General features: G+C 70.3%; 21 protein-coding genes and 1 pseudogene. 17 read left to right on the forward strand and 5 right to left on the reverse strand.

The genetic code is table 11. The features are described from left to right. The first annotated feature begins 41 nt into the window (after positions 1-41). From ACIQH8_RS05095 to ACIQH8_RS05145, 11 genes are all read left to right on the forward strand, one after another. The gene (locus ACIQH8_RS05095; RefSeq protein ID WP_400995547.1) at positions 42-1,556 is read left to right on the forward strand and encodes a 2-hydroxymuconic semialdehyde dehydrogenase; all 1,515 of its coding nucleotides are present in this window, start codon (positions 42-44) and stop codon (positions 1,554-1,556) included. After that, positions 1,553-2,419 carry a 2-keto-4-pentenoate hydratase gene (locus ACIQH8_RS05100; protein ID WP_400995550.1) on the forward strand — a complete coding sequence of 289 codons (867 nt, stop codon included), beginning with the start codon at positions 1,553-1,555 and terminating at the stop codon, positions 2,417-2,419. The genes ACIQH8_RS05095 and ACIQH8_RS05100 overlap by 4 nt, the downstream gene beginning before the upstream one ends. Next, on the forward strand, positions 2,416-3,345 hold the full coding sequence (locus ACIQH8_RS05105; RefSeq protein ID WP_400995553.1) for an acetaldehyde dehydrogenase (acetylating): 930 nt from the start codon (positions 2,416-2,418) through the stop codon (positions 3,343-3,345). The genes ACIQH8_RS05100 and ACIQH8_RS05105 overlap by 4 nt, the downstream gene beginning before the upstream one ends. After that, on the forward strand, positions 3,342-4,394 hold the full coding sequence (gene dmpG, locus ACIQH8_RS05110) for a 4-hydroxy-2-oxovalerate aldolase (protein WP_400995555.1): 1,053 nt from the start codon (positions 3,342-3,344) through the stop codon (positions 4,392-4,394). The genes ACIQH8_RS05105 and dmpG overlap by 4 nt, the downstream gene beginning before the upstream one ends. Further along, positions 4,391-5,218 (forward strand): 2-keto-4-pentenoate hydratase, encoded by an 828-nt coding sequence (locus ACIQH8_RS05115; protein ID WP_400995558.1) that lies wholly within the window; start codon positions 4,391-4,393, stop codon positions 5,216-5,218. The genes dmpG and ACIQH8_RS05115 overlap by 4 nt, the downstream gene beginning before the upstream one ends. After that, a complete protein-coding gene (locus tag ACIQH8_RS05120) occupies positions 5,215-5,679 on the forward strand; it encodes a RidA family protein (RefSeq protein ID WP_400995560.1) in 465 nt (154 codons plus the stop codon). Before ACIQH8_RS05115 ends, ACIQH8_RS05120 begins: the two co-directional genes overlap by 4 nt. Beyond that, positions 5,676-6,200: a 3-hydroxyanthranilate 3,4-dioxygenase gene (locus tag ACIQH8_RS05125; RefSeq protein WP_400995563.1), complete on the forward strand. Its 525-nt coding sequence runs from the start codon at positions 5,676-5,678 to the stop codon at positions 6,198-6,200. Before ACIQH8_RS05120 ends, ACIQH8_RS05125 begins: the two co-directional genes overlap by 4 nt. 4 nt (positions 6,201-6,204) lie before the next feature. Further along, positions 6,205-7,197, forward strand: coding sequence for an amidohydrolase family protein (locus tag ACIQH8_RS05130; RefSeq protein ID WP_400995565.1), 993 nt, complete (start codon positions 6,205-6,207; stop codon positions 7,195-7,197). A 29-nt stretch (positions 7,198-7,226) separates the two neighbouring features. After that, complete coding sequence (gene kynU, locus ACIQH8_RS05135; protein ID WP_400995567.1) at positions 7,227-8,522, forward strand: kynureninase; 1,296 nt, start codon at positions 7,227-7,229, stop codon at positions 8,520-8,522. An 83-nt stretch (positions 8,523-8,605) separates the two neighbouring features. Further along, entirely contained in the window at positions 8,606-10,159 is a 1,554-nt protein-coding gene (locus ACIQH8_RS05140; protein ID WP_400995569.1) for a PucR family transcriptional regulator, read from the forward strand. 361 nt (positions 10,160-10,520) lie between these two features. Beyond that, positions 10,521-10,760, forward strand: coding sequence for a hypothetical protein (locus ACIQH8_RS05145; RefSeq protein WP_400995571.1), 240 nt, complete (start codon positions 10,521-10,523; stop codon positions 10,758-10,760). A gap of 29 nt (positions 10,761-10,789) precedes the next feature. Here the strand turns inward: ACIQH8_RS05145 and ACIQH8_RS05150 are convergent, their stop codons facing one another. After that, positions 10,790-11,179, reverse strand: coding sequence for a hypothetical protein (locus ACIQH8_RS05150; RefSeq protein WP_400995573.1), 390 nt, complete (start codon positions 11,177-11,179; stop codon positions 10,790-10,792). Positions 11,180-11,271: 92 nt separating this feature from the next. Continuing rightward, positions 11,272-12,422: pseudogene (locus ACIQH8_RS05155) on the reverse strand (IS3 family transposase). Between the two features lie 151 nt (positions 12,423-12,573). Between ACIQH8_RS05155 and ACIQH8_RS05160 the strand changes: the two are divergent. Both ACIQH8_RS05160 and ACIQH8_RS05165 read left to right on the forward strand, forming a co-directional pair. Further along, positions 12,574-12,966 (forward strand): hypothetical protein, encoded by a 393-nt coding sequence (locus ACIQH8_RS05160; RefSeq protein ID WP_400995575.1) that lies wholly within the window; start codon positions 12,574-12,576, stop codon positions 12,964-12,966. 72 nt (positions 12,967-13,038) lie between these two features. Further along, positions 13,039-13,326 (forward strand): hypothetical protein, encoded by a 288-nt coding sequence (locus tag ACIQH8_RS05165; RefSeq protein WP_400995578.1) that lies wholly within the window; start codon positions 13,039-13,041, stop codon positions 13,324-13,326. 35 nt (positions 13,327-13,361) lie between these two features. On the opposite strand, the gene ACIQH8_RS05170 is transcribed toward ACIQH8_RS05165, so the two are convergent. Next, positions 13,362-13,688, reverse strand: a complete 327-nt coding sequence (locus ACIQH8_RS05170) for a type II toxin-antitoxin system PemK/MazF family toxin (RefSeq protein ID WP_400995580.1) — start codon at positions 13,686-13,688, stop codon at positions 13,362-13,364. 14 nt (positions 13,689-13,702) lie between these two features. Next, positions 13,703-13,948, reverse strand: a complete 246-nt coding sequence (locus tag ACIQH8_RS05175; protein WP_400995582.1) for a CopG family ribbon-helix-helix protein — start codon at positions 13,946-13,948, stop codon at positions 13,703-13,705. A 94-nt stretch (positions 13,949-14,042) separates the two neighbouring features. Here ACIQH8_RS05175 and ACIQH8_RS05180 point away from each other — a divergent pair, with 94 nt between their 5' ends. The 4 genes from ACIQH8_RS05180 to ACIQH8_RS05195 all read left to right on the forward strand — a co-directional run bounded on the left by ACIQH8_RS05180 (position 14,043) and on the right by ACIQH8_RS05195 (position 17,535). Further along, positions 14,043-14,666, forward strand: coding sequence for a hypothetical protein (locus ACIQH8_RS05180; protein ID WP_400995584.1), 624 nt, complete (start codon positions 14,043-14,045; stop codon positions 14,664-14,666). Between the two features lie 138 nt (positions 14,667-14,804). Beyond that, entirely contained in the window at positions 14,805-16,022 is a 1,218-nt protein-coding gene (locus ACIQH8_RS05185) for an ATP-binding protein (RefSeq protein ID WP_400995586.1), read from the forward strand. 497 nt (positions 16,023-16,519) lie between these two features. Beyond that, positions 16,520-16,705, forward strand: coding sequence for a DUF1918 domain-containing protein (locus ACIQH8_RS05190; protein ID WP_400995589.1), 186 nt, complete (start codon positions 16,520-16,522; stop codon positions 16,703-16,705). A 62-nt stretch (positions 16,706-16,767) separates the two neighbouring features. Continuing rightward, a complete protein-coding gene (locus tag ACIQH8_RS05195; protein WP_400995591.1) occupies positions 16,768-17,535 on the forward strand; it encodes an SGNH/GDSL hydrolase family protein in 768 nt (255 codons plus the stop codon). Positions 17,536-17,590: 55 nt separating this feature from the next. Here the strand turns inward: ACIQH8_RS05195 and ACIQH8_RS05200 are convergent, their stop codons facing one another. Beyond that, the gene (locus ACIQH8_RS05200) at positions 17,591-18,085 is read right to left on the reverse strand and encodes an FBP domain-containing protein (protein ID WP_155050360.1); all 495 of its coding nucleotides are present in this window, start codon (positions 18,083-18,085) and stop codon (positions 17,591-17,593) included. Positions 18,086-18,102 lie beyond the last annotated feature (17 nt).

An 18,102-nucleotide genomic window follows, 5' to 3' on the forward strand; every position in this document is an offset into this window, starting at 1 on the left:
GAGCATTTGTCGGCATCGTTCGCGCTTCCTAGCCTGAACGCATGCCCTCCCCGACGACGCCGGCACCGATCACGGCCCCTCTCCCGACGCGGAGCCCGACCCCGCGCGAGCTCCGCAACGTGATCGGCGGCGAGTCCGTCGACGGGGTGGGCACCTTCGAGAAGATCGACCCCGTCGACGGCACGCTCGTCGCCGTGGTCCACGAGGCCGGACCGCGGGAGGTCGACCGCGCGGTCGCCGCCGCGCGTGCGGCGCTCGCGGGTCCGTGGGGTCGCATGCCGGTCGCCGAGCGCGCCCGGCTGCTCCGTCGGGCCGCCGACGTCGTCGAACGCCGCAGCGAGGAGCTCGTGGCCGCCGAGGTCGGCGACACCGGCAAGCCCGAGACGCTCGCGCGAGACCTCGACGTCGCACGCGCCGCGGCGAACTTCCGTTCGTTCGCCGACACGGCGTCGGCGGCCGGCCTCGACTCCTTCCTCACCGAACTGCCCGACGGTCGCCGAGCCCTCAACTACGCGGTCCGCGCCCCGCTCGGCGTGGTCGCCGTGATCGTCCCGTGGAACCTCCCGCTGCTGCTGCTCACCTGGAAGCTCGCGCCCGCGCTCGCCGCCGGCAACACCGTCGTCGTGAAGCCCTCGGAGGAGACCCCGTCGTCGGCCACGCTGCTCGCCGAGATCCTCGCCGAGGCCGGCATCCCGGACGGGGTCGTCAACGTGGTGCACGGCTTCGGGCCGGGCTCGGCCGGCGAGCACCTCACCACCCACCCCGGCATCGACGGCGTCACCTTCACGGGCGAGTCGAGCACGGGCTCGGCCATCATGCGCGCGGTCGCCCCGCGCGTGCGGCCCGTCTCGTTCGAGCTCGGCGGCAAGAACGCCGCGATCGTGTTCGCCGACGCCGACCTCGACGCGGCGATCGCCGGCCTCGCCCGATCGACCTACCTGAACACCGGCCAGGTCTGCCTCTGCACCGAGCGCATCTACGTCGAGCGAGCCGTGTTCGACGACGTCGCGACCGGCCTCGCCGCGCACGCCCGACGCCTGCGGCTCGGCCGCCCCGAGGATCCCGCGACCACGACCGGGCCGCTCATCTCCGCGGCGCACCGCGACAAGGTGCTCTCGTACTACGACCTCGCGATCCGCGAGGGGGGCGAGCTCCTCGCGGGCGGCGGCGTCCCCACGCTCGGCGACGGACTCGATGCGGGGTCGTGGATCGAGCCGACGCTCTGGACGGGCCTCGACAACTCGCACCGCACGGTGCGCGAGGAGATCTTCGGGCCGGCCGCGGTCATCATGCCCTTCGACACCGAGGACCACGCCATCGCGCTCGCCAACGACACCGATTACGGGCTCGCCGCGGTCACCTGGACGACCGACCTGGCGCGCGGCCACCGGGTCGCCCAGCGCCTGCGGGTCGGCATGTCGTGGGTCAACACATGGTACCTGCGCGACCTGCGCAGCCCCTTCGGCGGCGTCGGGCTCTCCGGCATCGGCCGCGAGGGCGGGCTGCACTCGCTCGCCTTCTACACCGAGCCGACGAACGTGTGCGTGCAACTGTGAGCACGACCACGGCCACGCAGCGGGGCTCGACCGCCGCCACCCTCGCGGATCCCGTCCACGCCGCCGAGTCGCTCCTCCGCGCCGCCGCGTGCGCGCGGATCCCCTGCGCACCGGTCCGGGACCTCATCGGCGACGACGACCAGGTGACCGCGTACGCGGTCCAGTCCCTGGGCATCGCCCGCCGGGTCGCCGAGGGCGCGCGCATCGTCGGCCGCAAGATCGGCCTGACCTCCCCCGCGGTCCAGGCGCAATTCGGCGTCACGACGCCCGACTACGGCGTGCTCCTCGACGACATGATCGCCGACGATCGCGAGCCGCTCGACCTCGGCCGGTTCCTGCAGCCGCGAGTCGAGGCCGAGGTGGCGTTCGTCCTCGGTCGCGACCTCGACTCCCCGACGACGCACGTCGCCGACGTGATCCGGGCGACCGAGTTCGTGCTCCCGGCGATCGAGGTCGTCGACTCGCGGATCGCGGGGTGGGACATCCGCATCACCGACACGATCGCCGACAACGCCTCGAGCGGCGCCGTCGTCCTCGGCACGACGCCGCGACGCCTCGACGGACTCGACCTTGCGGGTGCGGGCATGCGTCTCGATCACGCGGGCGCACCCGTCTCGACGGGCGCCGGCTCGGCATGCCTCGGCAGCCCCGTCATCGCCGTGGCCTGGCTCGCACGAGCGGTCGCCCGCCACGGCCGCCCGCTCCGCGCGGGCGAGGTCGTCCTGTCGGGTGCGCTCGGACCGATGGTCGACGCGACCACGGGGGTCTTCCACGCGCGACTCGACGGCCTCGGCGAGGTCCGCACCGAGTTCACCGGACACGCGGCGACGACCGTCGCCGGCACGACAGGAGGGGCAGCATGACGACGGCGGTCGCGATCATCGGCTCGGGCAACATCGGCACCGACCTCATGATCAAGGTGAAGCGCCTCTCGGAGACCCTCCGCGTGGTCGCTATGGCGGGCATCGACCCGGACTCGGACGGGCTCGCCCGCGCGCGCCGCCTCGGCGTCGCGACGACCCACGAGGGTGTCGACGGGCTCGTGCGGCTGCCGGAGTTCGCCGACGTCGAGCTCGTGTTCGACGCGACCTCCGCGGCCGCACACGCGCGCAACGACGCCGTGGTCCGCGATCGCGGACGGCTCGTGGTGGACCTCACGCCCGCCGCGATCGGCCCCTACGTGGTCCCGGTCGTCAACCTCGGCGAGCACCGCCACGCGACGAACGTGAACATGGTCACGTGCGGCGGCCAGGCCACGGTCCCGATGGTCGCCGCCGTCTCCCGGATCGTCCCCGTCGCCTACGCCGAGATCGTCGCGTCGATCGCGTCGAGGTCGGCGGGCCCGGGCACCCGGGCGAACATCGACGAGTTCACGCAGACCACCGCGCGCGCCATCGAGGCGATCGGCGGCGCCGAGCGCGGCAAGGCGATCATCGTGCTGAACCCCGCCGATCCGCCGCTCATCATGCGCGACACCGTCTACTGCCTCGCGGCCGGCGAGGTCGACGAGCCGGCGGTGCGCCGCTCGGTCGAGGCGATGGTCACGGACGTGCAGGACTACGTCGGCGGGTACCGGCTGAAGCAGGACGTGCAGTTCGACCCCGTCGACGAGCCGTACGTGCCGGCCCTCGGGCGAGGGTTCCGCGGAACCCGGATCACGATCATGCTCGAGGTGGCGGGCGCGGGCCACTACCTCCCCGAGTACGCGGGGAACCTCGACATCATGACCTCGGCGGCACTGCGCACCGCCGAGCGCCTCATCGCCGAACGGACGGGGGTGCCGGCATGACCGGGACGACTCCGCGGGTGTACCTCCAGGACGTCACCCTGCGCGACGGCATGCACGCCATCGCGCACCGCTACACGGTCGACGAGGTGCGCGCGATCGCGTCGGCGCTGGAGGCGGCCGGCGTCGACGCGATCGAGGTCGCGCACGGCGACGGGCTCGGCGGCTCGAGCGTCGCCTACGGGCAGGGTGCCCGCACCGACGAGCAGTGGATCGAGGCCGCGGCCTCGGTGCTGCGGCGAGCGCGGCTGACCACGCTGATCCTCCCCGGGATCGGCACGATCGACGACCTCGCGCGGGCGCGCGACCTCGGCGTGCGCAGCGTCCGCGTCGCCACGCACTGCACCGAGGCGGATGTCGCGGCGCAGCACATCGGCTGGGCGAAGGACCAGGGCATGGATGTCTCGGGGTTCCTGATGATGAGCCACCTGAACGACCCGCGCGGTCTCGCCGAGCAGGCACGGCTCATGGAGTCGTTCGGGGCGGACTGCGTCTACGTCACCGACTCGGGCGGTCGACTCACGATGCGCGACGTCGCCGACCGCATCGACGCCTACCGCGAGGTGCTCGACCCCGCGACCGAGATCGGCATCCACGCGCACGAGAACCTCTCCCTCAGCGTGGCGAACAGCATCACCGCGGTCGAGCACGGCGCGACCCGCGTCGACGCCTCGCTCGCGGGCCAGGGCGCCGGTGCCGGCAACTGCCCGATCGAGGCGTTCGTCGCGGTCGCCGACCTGCTCGGCTGGGCGCACGGCGGCGACCTCTTCGCGCTGCAGGATGCGGCCGAGGAACTCGTCCGACCGCTGCAGCGCCGCCCCGTCCGCGTGGACCGCGAGACGCTCACGCTCGGGTATGCGGGGGTCTACTCGAGCTTCCTGCTGCACGCCGAGCGCGCGGCCGAACGCCACGGCCTCGACGCTCGCGACATCCTGGTCGAGCTCGGGCGGCGTCGCATGATCGGCGGCCAGGAGGACATGATCGTCGACGTCGCGCTCGACCTGGTCGCGGCGCGCGACGAGGTCGAGCGAGCCGAGGAGGGCGTCGCATGAGCACGAACGCCGCCCACGCGGCATCCGTCGTCACGTCGACCGACCCGGCTGGGATCGACGGCCTCGCCCGAGCCCTCGACCGGGCGGAGCGGCGCAGCACCCCGATCGCGCAGTTCTCGGCCGAGCGTCCGCTCGACCTCGACGCGGCCTACGCCGTCCAGCGCGCCCTCATCGCCCGTCGGGTCGCCCGCGGCGAGCGCGTGGTGGGTGCGAAGCTCGGGTTCACGAGTCGCGAGAAGGCGCGGCAGATGGGTGTCGATGACGTCATCATCGGCGCGCTCACCGACGCGATGCGCGTCGACGACGGATGCCGCGTTCCGGGCGATCGCGGCATCCATCCGCGCGTCGAACCCGAGGTCGCCTTCCTGCTCGGGCCGTCGATCGCCGATCCCGGGGCCGACCCGTCCGCGGCGATCGTGGCGGTGGCCCCGGCACTGGAGATCATCGACTCGCGGTACCGGGAGTTCCGGTTCGACCTCGGCGACGTGGTCGCCGACGATGCGTCGGCCTCGTCGTTCGCCGTCGGGCCGTGGCGTGCCGCCGCCGATGCCGGTCCGATGGAGAACCGCGCGGTCGTCCTGGAACTCGACGGACGTTCTGCGGCGACCGGATCGACCGCGGCGATCCTCGGCGATCCGGTGCGCGCCGTCGCCGCCGCGCGGCGGCTCGCCCGCGAACACGGCCTCGAGCTGCGGGGCGGCATGGTGCTCCTCGCGGGCGCGGCCACCGCGGCGGTGCCGATGCCCGCGAACGGCACGGTCGCCGCCGAGGTGCATGGACTCGGGCGCGTCGTCGTCCATGCCGGCGAGGAGGGGTCGCGATGAGCGTCGACGCGATCACCGTCCGAGGCGGAGCGACGCCGCGCGGCCGCTTCCCGCACGCCAGGCGCGCCGGCGAGCTCGTCTTCGTGTCGGGCACCAGCAGCCGCCGCCCCGACAACACGATCGCCGGTGCCGAGGCCGACGAGTTCGGCGCGACCCGGCTCGACATCGCGATCCAGACCCGCGCGGTCCTCGAGAACCTCCGCGCCATCCTCGCCGAGGCGGGCTGCACGCTCGACGACCTCGTGCAGGCGACCGCCTACCTCGTCGACATGAACGACTTCGCCGGGTACAACGCCGTCTGGGCCGAGTACTTCGACGAGACGGGTCCGGCCCGCACGACGGTCGCGGTGCACGCGCTCCCGCACCCGCACCTGCGGATCGAGATCCAGGCCGTCGCCCTGGCCCCGGCGCCCACCAGCTCCACCGCCAGAACCAGAACCATCACCGAGGAGGAACCGTGACCACCATCCCACCCGTCATCGACTTCGCCGCCTGGATCCGCGAGCACGAGCACCTGCTGAAGCCGCCGGTGAACAACAAGCAGGCCTGGGAGCCGATCGGCGACTTCATCGTGCAGGTCGTCGGCGGCCCGAACCAGCGCACCGACTACCACTTCGACCCGTACGAGGAGTGGTTCTACCAGTACCGCGGCAACATGCACGTCAACGTCATGACCGACGACGGCCCGCAGCGGATCGACATCCGCGAGGGCGAGATGTGGCTGCTGCCCGGCAACGTCTACCACTCCCCCCAGCGGCCCGAGGCCGGGTCGATCGGCATCGTGATCGAACGGATCCGCGAGGAGGGCACCCTCGAGAGGTTCGCCTGGTTCTGCCCGGACTGCGACACGAAGGTGCACGAGGTCGAACTGCAGGTGCGCGACATCGTCGAGGACCTCCCGCCGGTGTTCCGCGACTTCTACGAGAGCGAGGAGGGCCGCACCTGCCCGAACTGCGGCGCCGTCCACCCCGGCAAGGGCTGACCGGGTGGGCTCGATCGACGTCCACACGCACTTCGTGCCACGGAGCTGGCCCGACCTGAACGACCGGGTCGGGCCGGGCACCTGGCCGTCGCTCCGCGTGGACTCCGAGCGGGAGGCGATGATCCTCGTCGGCTCCTCCGAGTTCCGCCGGATCGAGGCGAGCTGCTGGGACGCCCGCACTCGGCTCGAGGACATGGATCGCGACGGGGTCGACATCCAGGTCGTCTCGCCGACCCCCGTGTTCTTCTCCTACGACCAGCCCGGCGACCGGGCGGCCCGGGTCGCGCGCATCTTCAACGACCTCGCGCTCGAGGTCTGCGCGCCGGCGCCCGACCGGTTGATCCCGTTCGCCCAGGTTCCCCTGCAGGATCCGGATGCCGCGTGCGCCGAGATCGATCGCGCGATCGCGTCGGGACACCGCGGCATCGAGATCGGCAACCACGTGGGCGACCGCGACCTCGACGACGAGGGCATCGTCACCGTCCTCCAGCACTGCGCCGCGACCGGGGTCCCGGTGTTCGTGCACCCGTGGGACATGCCCGGTTCGCCGAGGCTCGAACGGTGGATGGCGCGGTGGCTCACGGGCATGCCGGCCGAGACGCACCTCTCGATCATCGCGATGATCCTGGGCGGCGTGTTCGACCGGGTCCCGCCCTCGCTGCGGATCGCCTTCGCCCACGGCGGCGGCTCGTTCGCGTTCTGGCTCGGCCGGTTCGAGAACGCGTGGCACCGGCGGCCAGACCTCGTCGGCGTCAGCGACCTGCCGCCATCCGCGTACCTGGATCGCTTCAGCGTCGATTCCGTCGTCTTCGACCCGGCCGCGCTGCACCTGCTCGTCGAGACGCTCGGCGCGTCGCAGGTGATGCTCGGCAGCGATTACCCGTACCCCCTCGGCGAGCGGCCGGTCGGTGACGTGGTCGAGCGGTCCGACCAGCTCGACGAGGTCCAGCGAGCCGCGATCCTGTACGAGAACGCCCGGCGCTTCCTGGCGCTCTGACCGACCCTGACCCGAGAGGCGAACCCCTCATGTTCCAGCTGAGCGAAGCGACATCCGACCCGGCATCCGACCGGCGGACCCTCGACCGCGCGACGTGCGAGAGCCTCGACGCCGCCGATCCCCTGGCCTCCTTCCGGGATCGCTTCGACCTGCCCGACGGCGTCGTCTACCTCGACGGCAACTCGCTCGGCGCGCTCCCGCGGGCGACTCGGGCGCACGTGGATCGCGTCATCGCCGAGGAGTGGGGGGTCGGACTCATCCGGAGCTGGAACGACGCCGGATGGTTCGCGAAACCGCAGTCCGTCGGCGACCGCATCGCGCCGCTGATCGGCGCGGCGCCCGGCGAAGTGGTGCTCGGGGACTCGACCTCGGCGAGCCTCTTCCAGGTGGTCGCCGCGGCCGCCCGGCTCCGCCCTGATCGGCGCGTCATCGTGGCCGAACGAGGCAGCTTCCCCACCGACCTGTACGTGATCGAGAGCGTCCAAGCCGCCGTGGGCGGCGCCGAGCCGCTCGATCGGCGGCTCGTGCACGACGACGGCCCGACCTTGGACGACGTGCTCGACGACGATGTCGCGGTGGTCGTCCTGACGCACGTCGACTACCGCACCGGAAGGATGCACGACCTCGTCGAGGTGACGGCCCGCGTGCATGCGGCGGGCGCGATCATGGTGTGGGACCTCTGCCACAGCGTCGGGGCGGTGCCCGTCGACCTGGGTGCGGCCGGTGCCGACTTCGCGGTCGGGTGCACCTACAAGTACCTGAACGGCGGCCCGGGTTCGCCGTCGTTCATCTGGGCGGCCGCGCGCCACCACGAGGCCGCCCGGCCGGCGCTCACGGGCTGGCACGGCCACGCCAGGCCGTTCGACTTCGAGGTCGGGTACGACCCGGTGCCGGGGATCGGCCGGTTCCGCGTCGGGACGCCGCAGCTGCTGTCGCTGTCGGCGCTCGAGGCGAGCCTCGACATCTGGGACGACGTCGACATCGCGCTGGTGCGGGAGAAGAGCCTCCGGCTCACGGAGCTGTTCATCTCGCTCGTCGACCGGCGACTCGCGCAGTGGCCCGTCGAGGTGGTCACCCCTCGTCGCTCCTCACTCCGCGGGAGCCAGGTCGCGCTCCGCCACGAGGACGGCTACGCCGTCATGCAGGCGCTCATCGAGCGCGGCTTGATCGGCGACTTCCGGGCGCCGGATCTCATGCGCTTCGGCTTCACGCCGCTGTACGTGTCGCACGCGGACGTGTGGGATGCCGTCGACGTCCTCCATGACGTCCTGTCGAGCGAGGTGTGGCGGCACCCGCGGTTCGCGCGCCGCGGCGACGTCACCTGAGACGGCTCCGATCCACCGGGTTGTACACTCGGCGCTGAATGTTCGACTCGTCGTACATTCCGAACCGAGGCGAGGAGCACCCGATGAAGCCGACCGTGCGCACCCTGCTCGGCCGCGACGACCTCGCGCTCACGCTGCTGACCGATGAGGCCTCGCTTCCCGATGCCGCGCTCGACGCCCCGGTGCCGTGGGTGCACAACTCCGACCTGGCCGATCCGGCCCCGTTCATCGAGCCCGGCCAGGTGCTGCTCACGACGGGCACGCAGTTCGGCGCCGACTCCGGCAGCGACGACCCGGCGGGCTTCGACGCATACGTCGCCCGCCTCGCGGGCGCCGGGATCTCGGCGCTCGGCTTCGGCACCGAGGTGGTCGTCGCGGGCACGCCCGCGCTCCTCGTCGAGGCGTGCGCGAAGCACGGCGTGCCGCTGTTCGAGGTCCCGTATCGCACGCCGTTCATCCGCGTGGCGCGCACGATCGCCGAGCTCAACGCGGCCGACGCGAACGCGCGGCAGGCGTGGGCGCTCCAGGCGCAGCGCGCGATCTCGCTCGCCGCGCTCCGCCCCGACGGACTCGGCGCGACGCTCACGGAGCTGAGCAACCGGCTGGGCACGTGGGTGGGGCTGGTGGATGCCGCGGGCGCCCTCGACCGCGAGGCTCCGGTCGGCGGGCTCGGCCAGCCCGCACTCGGCGAGGTCGTCGGCGAGGCGCGTTCGATGCTCCGCCGCGGCCAGCGAGCGAGCCGCACGCTCGAAGCCGGCGCCTCGGTCGGCACTCCGCAACGGATGACGCTGCAGACGCTCGGCGCCGGCGGCGCGCTCCGCGGCGTGCTCGCCATCGGCGACTCCCCCGAGCTCGACCAGGCGGGTCGCGAGGTCGTGACCGCGGTCATCGCCCTCGCCGGGCTGGCGCTCGAGCAGAACCGCGACCTCGACCGGGCGCGGGGGCACCTGCGTTCGGGCCTGCTGCGCTCGATGCTCGCCGGCGACGTGGAACTCGCATCCGAGGTCTCCGCCGAGATGTGGGGCCCGCTGCCCGCCGACCCGGTGCGCGTCGCGGTCGCCGACCTGCCCCCCGAGCATCCCGACCGCCTCACGGAGTTCCTCGAATTGCGCGTTGACGACCGCGACGGTCGCCTCTTCTTCGGTCGCGACGGCGAGTCGGTGGTCGTCGTCTGCGAGGACGCGGATCGCGACGTCGCCGACGAGCTCGCCGGCGAGTTCGACGTGCCCGTCGGCGTCTCCGACGCGGCATCCGTCACCGAACTCGCACGGCTGCACGAGCAGGCGCTGCGGTCCGTCGAACGCGCTCGCGAGACCGCCCCCGGCGTCGTCTGGTTCGACGACATCAGCCGCCAAGGGGTGCTCGCGTTCCTCGCCCGCACCGACGCTCGCGCGGTCGCCCGCGCGACGCTCGAACCGCTCATCGAGTACGACCGCGAGCAGGGCACGACGCTACTGGAGACCACCCGCACGTGGCTCGAGCACGGCGGGCAGTTCGACGCGACGGCGCAGGAACTCGGCGTGCACCGGCACACGGTGCGCAGCCGGATCGCGCTCGCGGAGAAGCTCCTCGGCCGCGACCTCTCGGGCTTCCACGCCCGCGCCGACCTGTGGGCGGCGCTCCTCGCGACCGAGTGATCGCGGCCCAGCGGCCGCTCGACCCGGATGGACCGAGATGCGTCGACTCCCATGGGGTACGAAACGGCCGGGCCGTCGCACATGGGGCACCTGTCCGGGCAGATTCATCGGGCGGGTCATATGCGAAACCGAGGCGATGGGAACTGCGCGCCGGATGTCACCGAGTCGGCCCTCCGCCGATCGACCGGCCTTCGGGCGCCGCCGCACGTGGCCCCGATGTGGTCGTCGTCAGGATTGGCGGGCGCAGCGTCGTCCGCACCCGCCAATCCTGACGACAACCGCGTGGCGGGCTCGCTGCTAAAGGATCGTCGACGAGCCGGAGCAGAACCGAGCGGGAACTGGTGACGTCTAGAGTGACGGGGTGGACCCGGATTCGATCTTCACGCTCATTTCCGGGCTCGGCGGTGCGGGTGTTGGGGCCGTTATCCGCTGGCGCGCACTGTGGATCGCCCGACGGCTCTACCGGGTCCCCGGCTGGCGAGGCCAGTCAGTGGACGAGGTTGCGAGCACGATTCGGGTGAGCAGCTTGGTCCTGATCACTATGGGTCTCATCTATGCCGCGCTCGGGGCGCTCGGCATCGAGGCACCCTCGCTTCGCTGAGGGATCGGCAGTGGTCGCTGTGGGACCGGCTAACGGACGTCGAGCGCGGGAGCGTTGCGCGGGTCGCCGGGTGGCGCGACGTATACGACTCCGATGAGATGTGTGAGGTCTTCGGTGAGGAACACCAAGGCGAACTCGCCTGTCCCTTCCACGGTGCATCCCGAAACGCGCGCCGCGCCCAACCGGGCCAGCGTCCGAGTGAGGCGATCGAGCCCGAGGACCTTGGCTCCCCGCACTGCCGCCATTGAGTACTTGAAGCGCAGCGTCTCTGCCGTTGGGCCCGCGGACTGCACTGCGACGGATAGACCCGAGCCTGGATCGAACTCCGATGCGATCCGTCTCGCGCGCGAGCTCGGTTCGCCCTCAGGGGATGCCTCGAGCACACGAATCAGTTCGCCCACTTCGATCTGCCCGAGCACACGCTCAACCTATCGGGTGGTTCGTGCGGAGCATCGTGCGTGAGTCATCACCGGACCGGCTTACGAGCGGCAGGCGCGCTGGGCCGCCCCCTTCATTCGGTCCGGACGATCTGAGAGTCGTCGGTTTCGATTTGATGGGTGCAGTGCCGAGCGTACTCGGCCGGGGCAGGTAGCCGAGCGAGGAGTGCCGGCGGTGATGGTTGTACTCGTCCTTCCAGTCGCCGATCACGACCTGCGCGTGCAGCAGCGAGTAGAAGCTGTTGATGTTGAGGCACTCGTCGCGGATCCGGCTGTTGAACGACTCGACGTACCCGTTGCGCCACGGCGAACCGGGCGGGATGTAGCTCAGGCCGGTGCGGGTGCCGGCCCAGTCGGCCATCGCGTCGCTGATGAACTCCGGCCCGTTGTCCGATCTGAGCACCGTGGGGGCGCCGCGGACGGCGACGAGATCCTCGAGGTGGGCGGTGAGCCGGTCCGCGGTGATCGACCGTTCGGTGAGCCCGCCGATGCATTCCCGGGTGTGCTCGTCGACGATGGAGCAGATCTTGATCGGGCGGCCCTGCTCGTCAGCGTCGAACTGGAAGTCGACGGCCCACACCACGTTCGGCGCGTCTGCCGTCGGCGGGTCGACGGTCGAGGATCCGACGCGTTTGCGGCGGCGTCGCTGCGGGACGCGCAGGCCCTCGTCACGCCAGAGGCGTTGGATCTTCTTGTGGTTCACTACCCAGCCCTCGGCGCGGGCGTCGTGGTACGCCCGCCGGTACCCGTAGCGGGGATGGTTCTTCGCCCAGGCGCGCAGCCAGGTCCCGCAGCGCCCGATCCGGGTCCGCGACGGTGTCCGCCTTGAGTGGGCGCCGGTACGCGGAGCGTGAGAGCCCGGCCAGACGACACGCCATCCGTTCGCTCACCTGCAGTGTCCTGATCAGGTGAGCGACGGCGGCGCGGCGCCTGCCCGGGCCTAGAAGTTTCCCTCAGCCAGCTCCTTCAGCGCAGCCTTCTCCAGCTCCGCCTCAGCGAGCAGCCGCTTGAGAGTGGCGTTCTGCTTCTCGAGCTCCTTCAGGCGCCTCGCATCGTCAGCCTTCAGTCCGCCGTACTGGTTCCGCCACCGGTAGTACGTCTGCTCGGACACCCCGAGCTCCCGGCACACCGCCGCGACATCCGCGCCGTCGGCGAGCATCCTGTCGGCCTGACCGAGCTTGCGGACGACCTGCTCCGGGGTGTGACGCTTCCTGCTGTTCGACATGATCTGACCAGTCTCCCTGCCCGCAGCTACGGGCGACAGGACGACTCTCAGAACCACCGGACCTACGAAACGGGGTCAGCCCAGCGCCTCCAGTCCGCCCGACCCGTTGCAGTCGTAGATGTTGCCTTTCGGCTGGCGCAATAATGCACGTGTGAAGACCGCCGGCTTCCCCTACCCCGCCAAGCCACGGCCTTGGTCGCAACTGAGGGATGAATACAAGGCGATGGGCGAACCCGTGGCGCCGATCCTCGCGATTATCGAGAGTGTCGCATCGTCGACTGCCGCAGAATCCCTGGCCGGGTTTACGTCGATGGCAGACCTCATCGTGATTGAGAGCCCTCCTCCTGCGCTTCCCTACGATGCGGTTGCGGTACGGATGCGAGACGTTGGGCGCGTCGAGATCGAGCACCTGAGTGTGACGGGCCGCAACGACCGAATCACCCGCGAACCGGAAGCGGCCGTACCCCTATTTTGGCGGTTCATGACCGAGAAGTTCGGTGTCTCCCCGGGGGCCGGTCGTCGCGCCGACCCTGAAGCACGCTGAGCGCTCCGTTATAGGGGACCGGCTACCGGGCGGCGGGCGTCGAGATTCGACAGCGCGCACTACCTTCGGATCGTGGACACATGGAACGGCCTGCGGATCGAAGTCGCCGCGCTTCGCGAAACGGTCACTCGACTCCTAGATGATCTCGAAGCGACGCATGGCGAGGCGGTGACCCTGCCGGAGGACTTCTTCTACTCGGTGCCGTTCCCCGAGCTTTACGACGTGCTGGGCGACGCACCGCAACTCACGGTCGGCCAGCTCACCGAGTCCTGGGAGAACCTCCAGCGGGACGATGCATCCGTCCAGTGGGAACTGGTGTGGCTTGGCGACGTCCTCAAGGCCATCGGGCATCTCGCATAAAGCGATCGGTTGCGAGTCACCCTCGTCGTCGTCGCTCAGATCCCCATGACGAGGCGGATGCCGTCAGCGATCTTCGAGAGGACGTAGCTCGGAACGTGGCCGACGGGAAACGGTTCGAGAAACTCCCGGCTGACCGGTCCGACCTGCGACACGATCGCTACCGAGTCCTTGCCAAGCCCGGATGCGTCGACGGGCACGAGCACGTTGCCCGGGAATGCTTCGAGGGCGACGTTCGACGTCAGCGGTACCACCAAGACGGTGGCGATCTGCGTGGCGAGCAGCCAGTCTTCCTGCATGACGACAGCGGGTCGTCGCTTCGCCGGTTCCGATCCGCGTGGCGAGCCGAAGTCGACCCACACCACGTCACCATGGGCAATCACCACTCGGTCGCCTCGAGCATGTTGCGCTCAGACTCAGACAGGAAGGGGCTGTCTGCCGAGGGCTGCCCGACGCGTTCGATCACTGCGTCGGCCAGGGCGGTCAGCTCTGCTTCACCCTCGAGCTCCTCGACGAAACGACGGCCCGCGCGCCGGAAGAACTCCGAGCGATTCATGCCGTGCCGGGCTGCGACACGCTCGAAGCGCTCGAAGTCGCCGTCGGGAATCGAGATCGCGGTCTTCATGTTCCGAGTATAACCAGTCATACCGCCAGTGTCACTGACGGATCGGCCCGCGGGCCCTTCGCCGGGAATGTGAGCCGGGACCTAAGTTGATGAGATGCGCGGCTTCTATGTAGATGAACGGGACTCGACGTGGGAGCGCGACGATGCTCGCTATCGGATCTATGTCTTCAAGGGCGCTGGCAACACGGCAACGACCTTCGACCTTCTCGAGGCGACGATCGAGGAGGCGTTGGAGTCAGCGTTGGAGCTGTCCAACGGAGACGAGCACTTGTGGTCTCTTGCCCTTGTCGAGAACGACTCACGTGGGTTGCGCGGCTTGATCTGGTTGTCCGGAATGGATTACAACGACCCGCCGAGCTCGGCTCGCGAGTGGCAGCGGCGGCGCCAGATGCAGGATCGGTACCTGCTCGACAAGAATCGGCGAGGAATGCCGACGGTTCTCCCGAACGGCTTGCGCGTCATCCGGTTGTCTCCCGAGTGGGTGAGTGGGTGGCCGCTGTGGGAGGACTTCTCCGACGTTTATCGTCTTACCGGCGACGACCTGGCGCTCACTCCGGAGCTCAGCCAAGCCCTGTACGACTGGAACGAGAGCTGGCTGACACGGCACACGGACGACCCCATTCCTCGAGGCTGGCGAGAGCAGGGCGAGCACCTCTTCCTTCGGCTGCAAGCCGAGCTGGACGGGGCCGCCGAGGTGCGGCCCGAATTCCTGTCCTGATCTCACACGTCCGCTGAGGGATCGGGTATGCGTCGTCAGCAGGTGCGCGATCGGTCCGGGTTGATCGGAGAAGTTGCAGACGTTAGGGCGGTTTATTAGAGCTAGATAAACCTGCCTAATTTGGCTAAGGTCGCGTGCATGGACAGCGTCCGGAACCCCTACACACCGAACGCGGGAGCACCGCCAGAGATCCTGGTCGGCCGAGACGATCAGACCCGATCGTTCACGACGCTGCTCGAGCGGCTCTCCCGCGGCCGCACCGAGCAGTCGATGGTGATCACCGGCCTGCGAGGCGTCGGCAAGACCGTGCTGCTGGGCGAGTTCGGGGACATCGCCCGTCGCGCCCGCTGGGAAGTGGTCGAGATCGAAGCCAGCAAGCACGACGATTCCAAGTTCCGGGAACGCATGTTCGCGCAGCTTCGCACCGCCCTGCTGCAACTCTCGCCCCGGGCGCGGTGGACCGAGCGTGGGAAGAGAGCCGCAGAGGTGCTGAGCGCGTTCGCCGTGTCGATCGACGCCCAGGGCGTATGGACGCTGTCGTGGGACGTGCCACCCGCCGAGGGCGCCGGCGACTCTGGCGACCTGGGACTGGACCTCACCGACGTCCTCGTCGCGATCGGCGAAGCCGCCCAAGAACAGGAGCGAGGAATCGTGCTCCTGATCGACGAGGTGCAGTTCCTCCGGCCGACTCAACTGGAAGCGCTGATCCAAGCGATCCACAAGACCGTGCAACGGAAATTGCCGGTGACATTCGTCGGCGCAGGTCTACCGCAGATCGCCGAGCTGGCCGGCGACGCGAAGTCGTACGCCGAACGGCTGTTCAAATTCCCCAAGATCGACTCGCTCGCCGACCCGTTCAACCGGCAAGCGTTGACCGCGCCCGCCGAGACGGAGGGCGTCTCGTTCACCGAAGATGCCGTCGATCTGGCGATGGAGATCACCAAGGGCTACCCGTACTTCGTCCAGGAGCTTGGCTACCAGGTATGGGAGGTGGCGGAGCAGGACCCGATCACCCGGGCCGACATCCAGATCGCGAAGGAGGCCTACGAGGCCAAACTCGATAGCTCCTTCTTCCGCGTCCGTCTCGACCGCGCAACCCCACTCCAGACCGCGTACATGCGGGCGATGGCCGAGCTCGGTCCGGAGCCACAGAAGGCTGCGGATGTCGCACGCGTGCTCCACCGCGAGTCCAACCAGGTCGCCCCCACACGTGCCGAGCTCATCGAGATGGGCCTGCTGTACACGCCCGAGCATGGATACGCCGCATTCACCGTGCCGGACTTCGACAAGTTCATGCTCCGCGCAGTTCCCGAGCTCGTCGTGCCGGAGATTCAACGTCGACGGAAGAAGAAGTAGCGACCACGCCCTCAACGGCCCGCCCGTGTCGTTGAGGGATCGTCTTCGGCCGGGCTTCGGCCTCGAGCTGCCCGCGACGCGTACGGTCGAGGTGTGATGGGTTACGAGCGACCCGCGCTCCCGATGGGCGTCTATCTCGATGAGCACGGCGCTCCGATCGAGTACGCGAACCGATCTGTCAGGAGCCCGCTGAGGGCTCGCTCTTCTTGGAGGGGGAGAAAGGTGACCTGGTTCTCCTGTTCTCCCAGATCGCGTTGAACGATTCCCCACCGGCATGGAATGGTCGCTGATTACGGCGAGGGCCACGGCCGGCCCCGAGCGATGGAGGCGCCGGCAACCCTCCGGTGTCCGTCGAGGTGGAAAAGTGAACCGCGAATACCTTTCCACCCGACCTGCGGAGAAACATCGACGCCCGATCGCGCCATCCAGGTGGCCCTCTCGCCCTACCGGGCCCGGGTGCGTCGGCGTACCCTGACGGGAGGACGAGGAGGTTCGCGATGCAGGCGACGGTCGGCGACCGGTTGGTCATCCACGGCAAGCAGGTGGGCAGTGCCGAGAAGCACGGCGAGGTCCTCGAGGTGCGGGGCACCGACGGAGCGCCGCCCTACTGGGTGCGCTTCGATGACGGGCACGAGGCGCTGCTCTATCCGGGAGCGGACTGCGAGCTCGAACACGCGCACTGAGCCCGCCGCTCTCCCGAGACCTCAGGTCGGGGCGACGGATGGCTCGCGATAGCGTGGAGGGCATGTTCCACTCGTACGCGGCGATCGGCGACAGCTTCACCGAAGGCGTCGGCGACGAACTGCCCGACGGCGTCTCCCGGGGCTGGGCCGACTTCGTCGCGCTCGGGCTCGCGAAGGCCGCCGCACCCGAGCCCGTCCGCTACGCCAACCTCGCGATCCGGGGCCGCAAGCTCGGACCGATCATCGACGAGCAGCTCGAGGCCGCGATCGCGCTCGGTCCCGAGATCATCAGCTTCAACGGCGGCGGCAACGACATGCTGCGCCCGCGCATGCCGGAGGAGGTCGTCGCCGACCGGTTCCGGTTCGCGATCCACCGCATCCGCGAAGCGGGCATCCACGTGCTCATGCTGAGCGGCGCGAACCCGACCGACCACCTGCCGCTCGGCCGCGTGTTCGACGCGCGCGGCGCGCGCCTCACGGCCGCACTGCAGGACCTGGCGCAGCTCGACGGCGTGACGTTCGTCGACAACTTCAGCGACCGGTCGCTCCGCGACATCCGCTACTGGTCGGCCGACCAGCTGCACCTCAACTCGCTCGGGCACGCGAAGGTGGCCTCGAACGTCCTCACTGCGCTCGGCGTGCCCGTGCCCGAGGAGTGGGGCGTGGCCGAGGTCGCCGCAGCGCCGGCGGGGAAGAAGAGCCGCAACACCGCGACGTACTACCGCGAGTACGTGCTGCCGTGGATCGGCCGGCGACTCACCGGCCGCTCGTCGGGCGACGGCCGCACGGCGAAGCGCCCCACGCTCGAGCCCGTCGCCCTCGACGCCTGACGCTCGCGCGCCCGCCCGCCCCGCGGCGCCCCGCCAGGCGGCGGAGCGGCGCCGATCAGTCGGCGAGCACGCCCTGCACGAACGCGCGTGTGCGGCGCGCGAGGCCGTCGATCCGCGCCCACGCGTGCGAGCCGCTCCGCACCTCGGCGGGCGCGAGCGGCGCGTGCAACCGCACGTTCTCCTGGCACGACAGGTCGCTGCACACGTAGGTGCCGACCGTGCTCCCGTTCCGTCCCGCTTCGCCCGCACGGCGGGCGGAGAACATCGTCACCTGGTTCGCGGGCTGCTGCGTGTGGCAGAGGTTGCACATCCCGGCACGGAACCGTGACGCGGGCGGGTCGGCTGCGCGCAGCACGATCCCGACGGGCTCGTCGTCGATGAGCGTGACGAGGTAGCCGCGGCGCCCGGCCTTCCGGTCGCGCCACGCGAGCGCATCGACGTGCTCCCAGTCGACCAGCAGGTACTCCAGCGGCAGCTCGAGCTCCTCGAGTTCCCGATCGGTCGCGTTCACGAACGACGAGCGGAGTTCGTCTTCGCTGAGCGGACGCATCCGACCCCCCTTCGACC

The sequence above is a fragment of the Agromyces sp. GXQ0307 genome (assembly GCF_044769845.1).
GTDB lineage: Bacteria > Actinomycetota > Actinomycetes > Actinomycetales > Microbacteriaceae > Agromyces.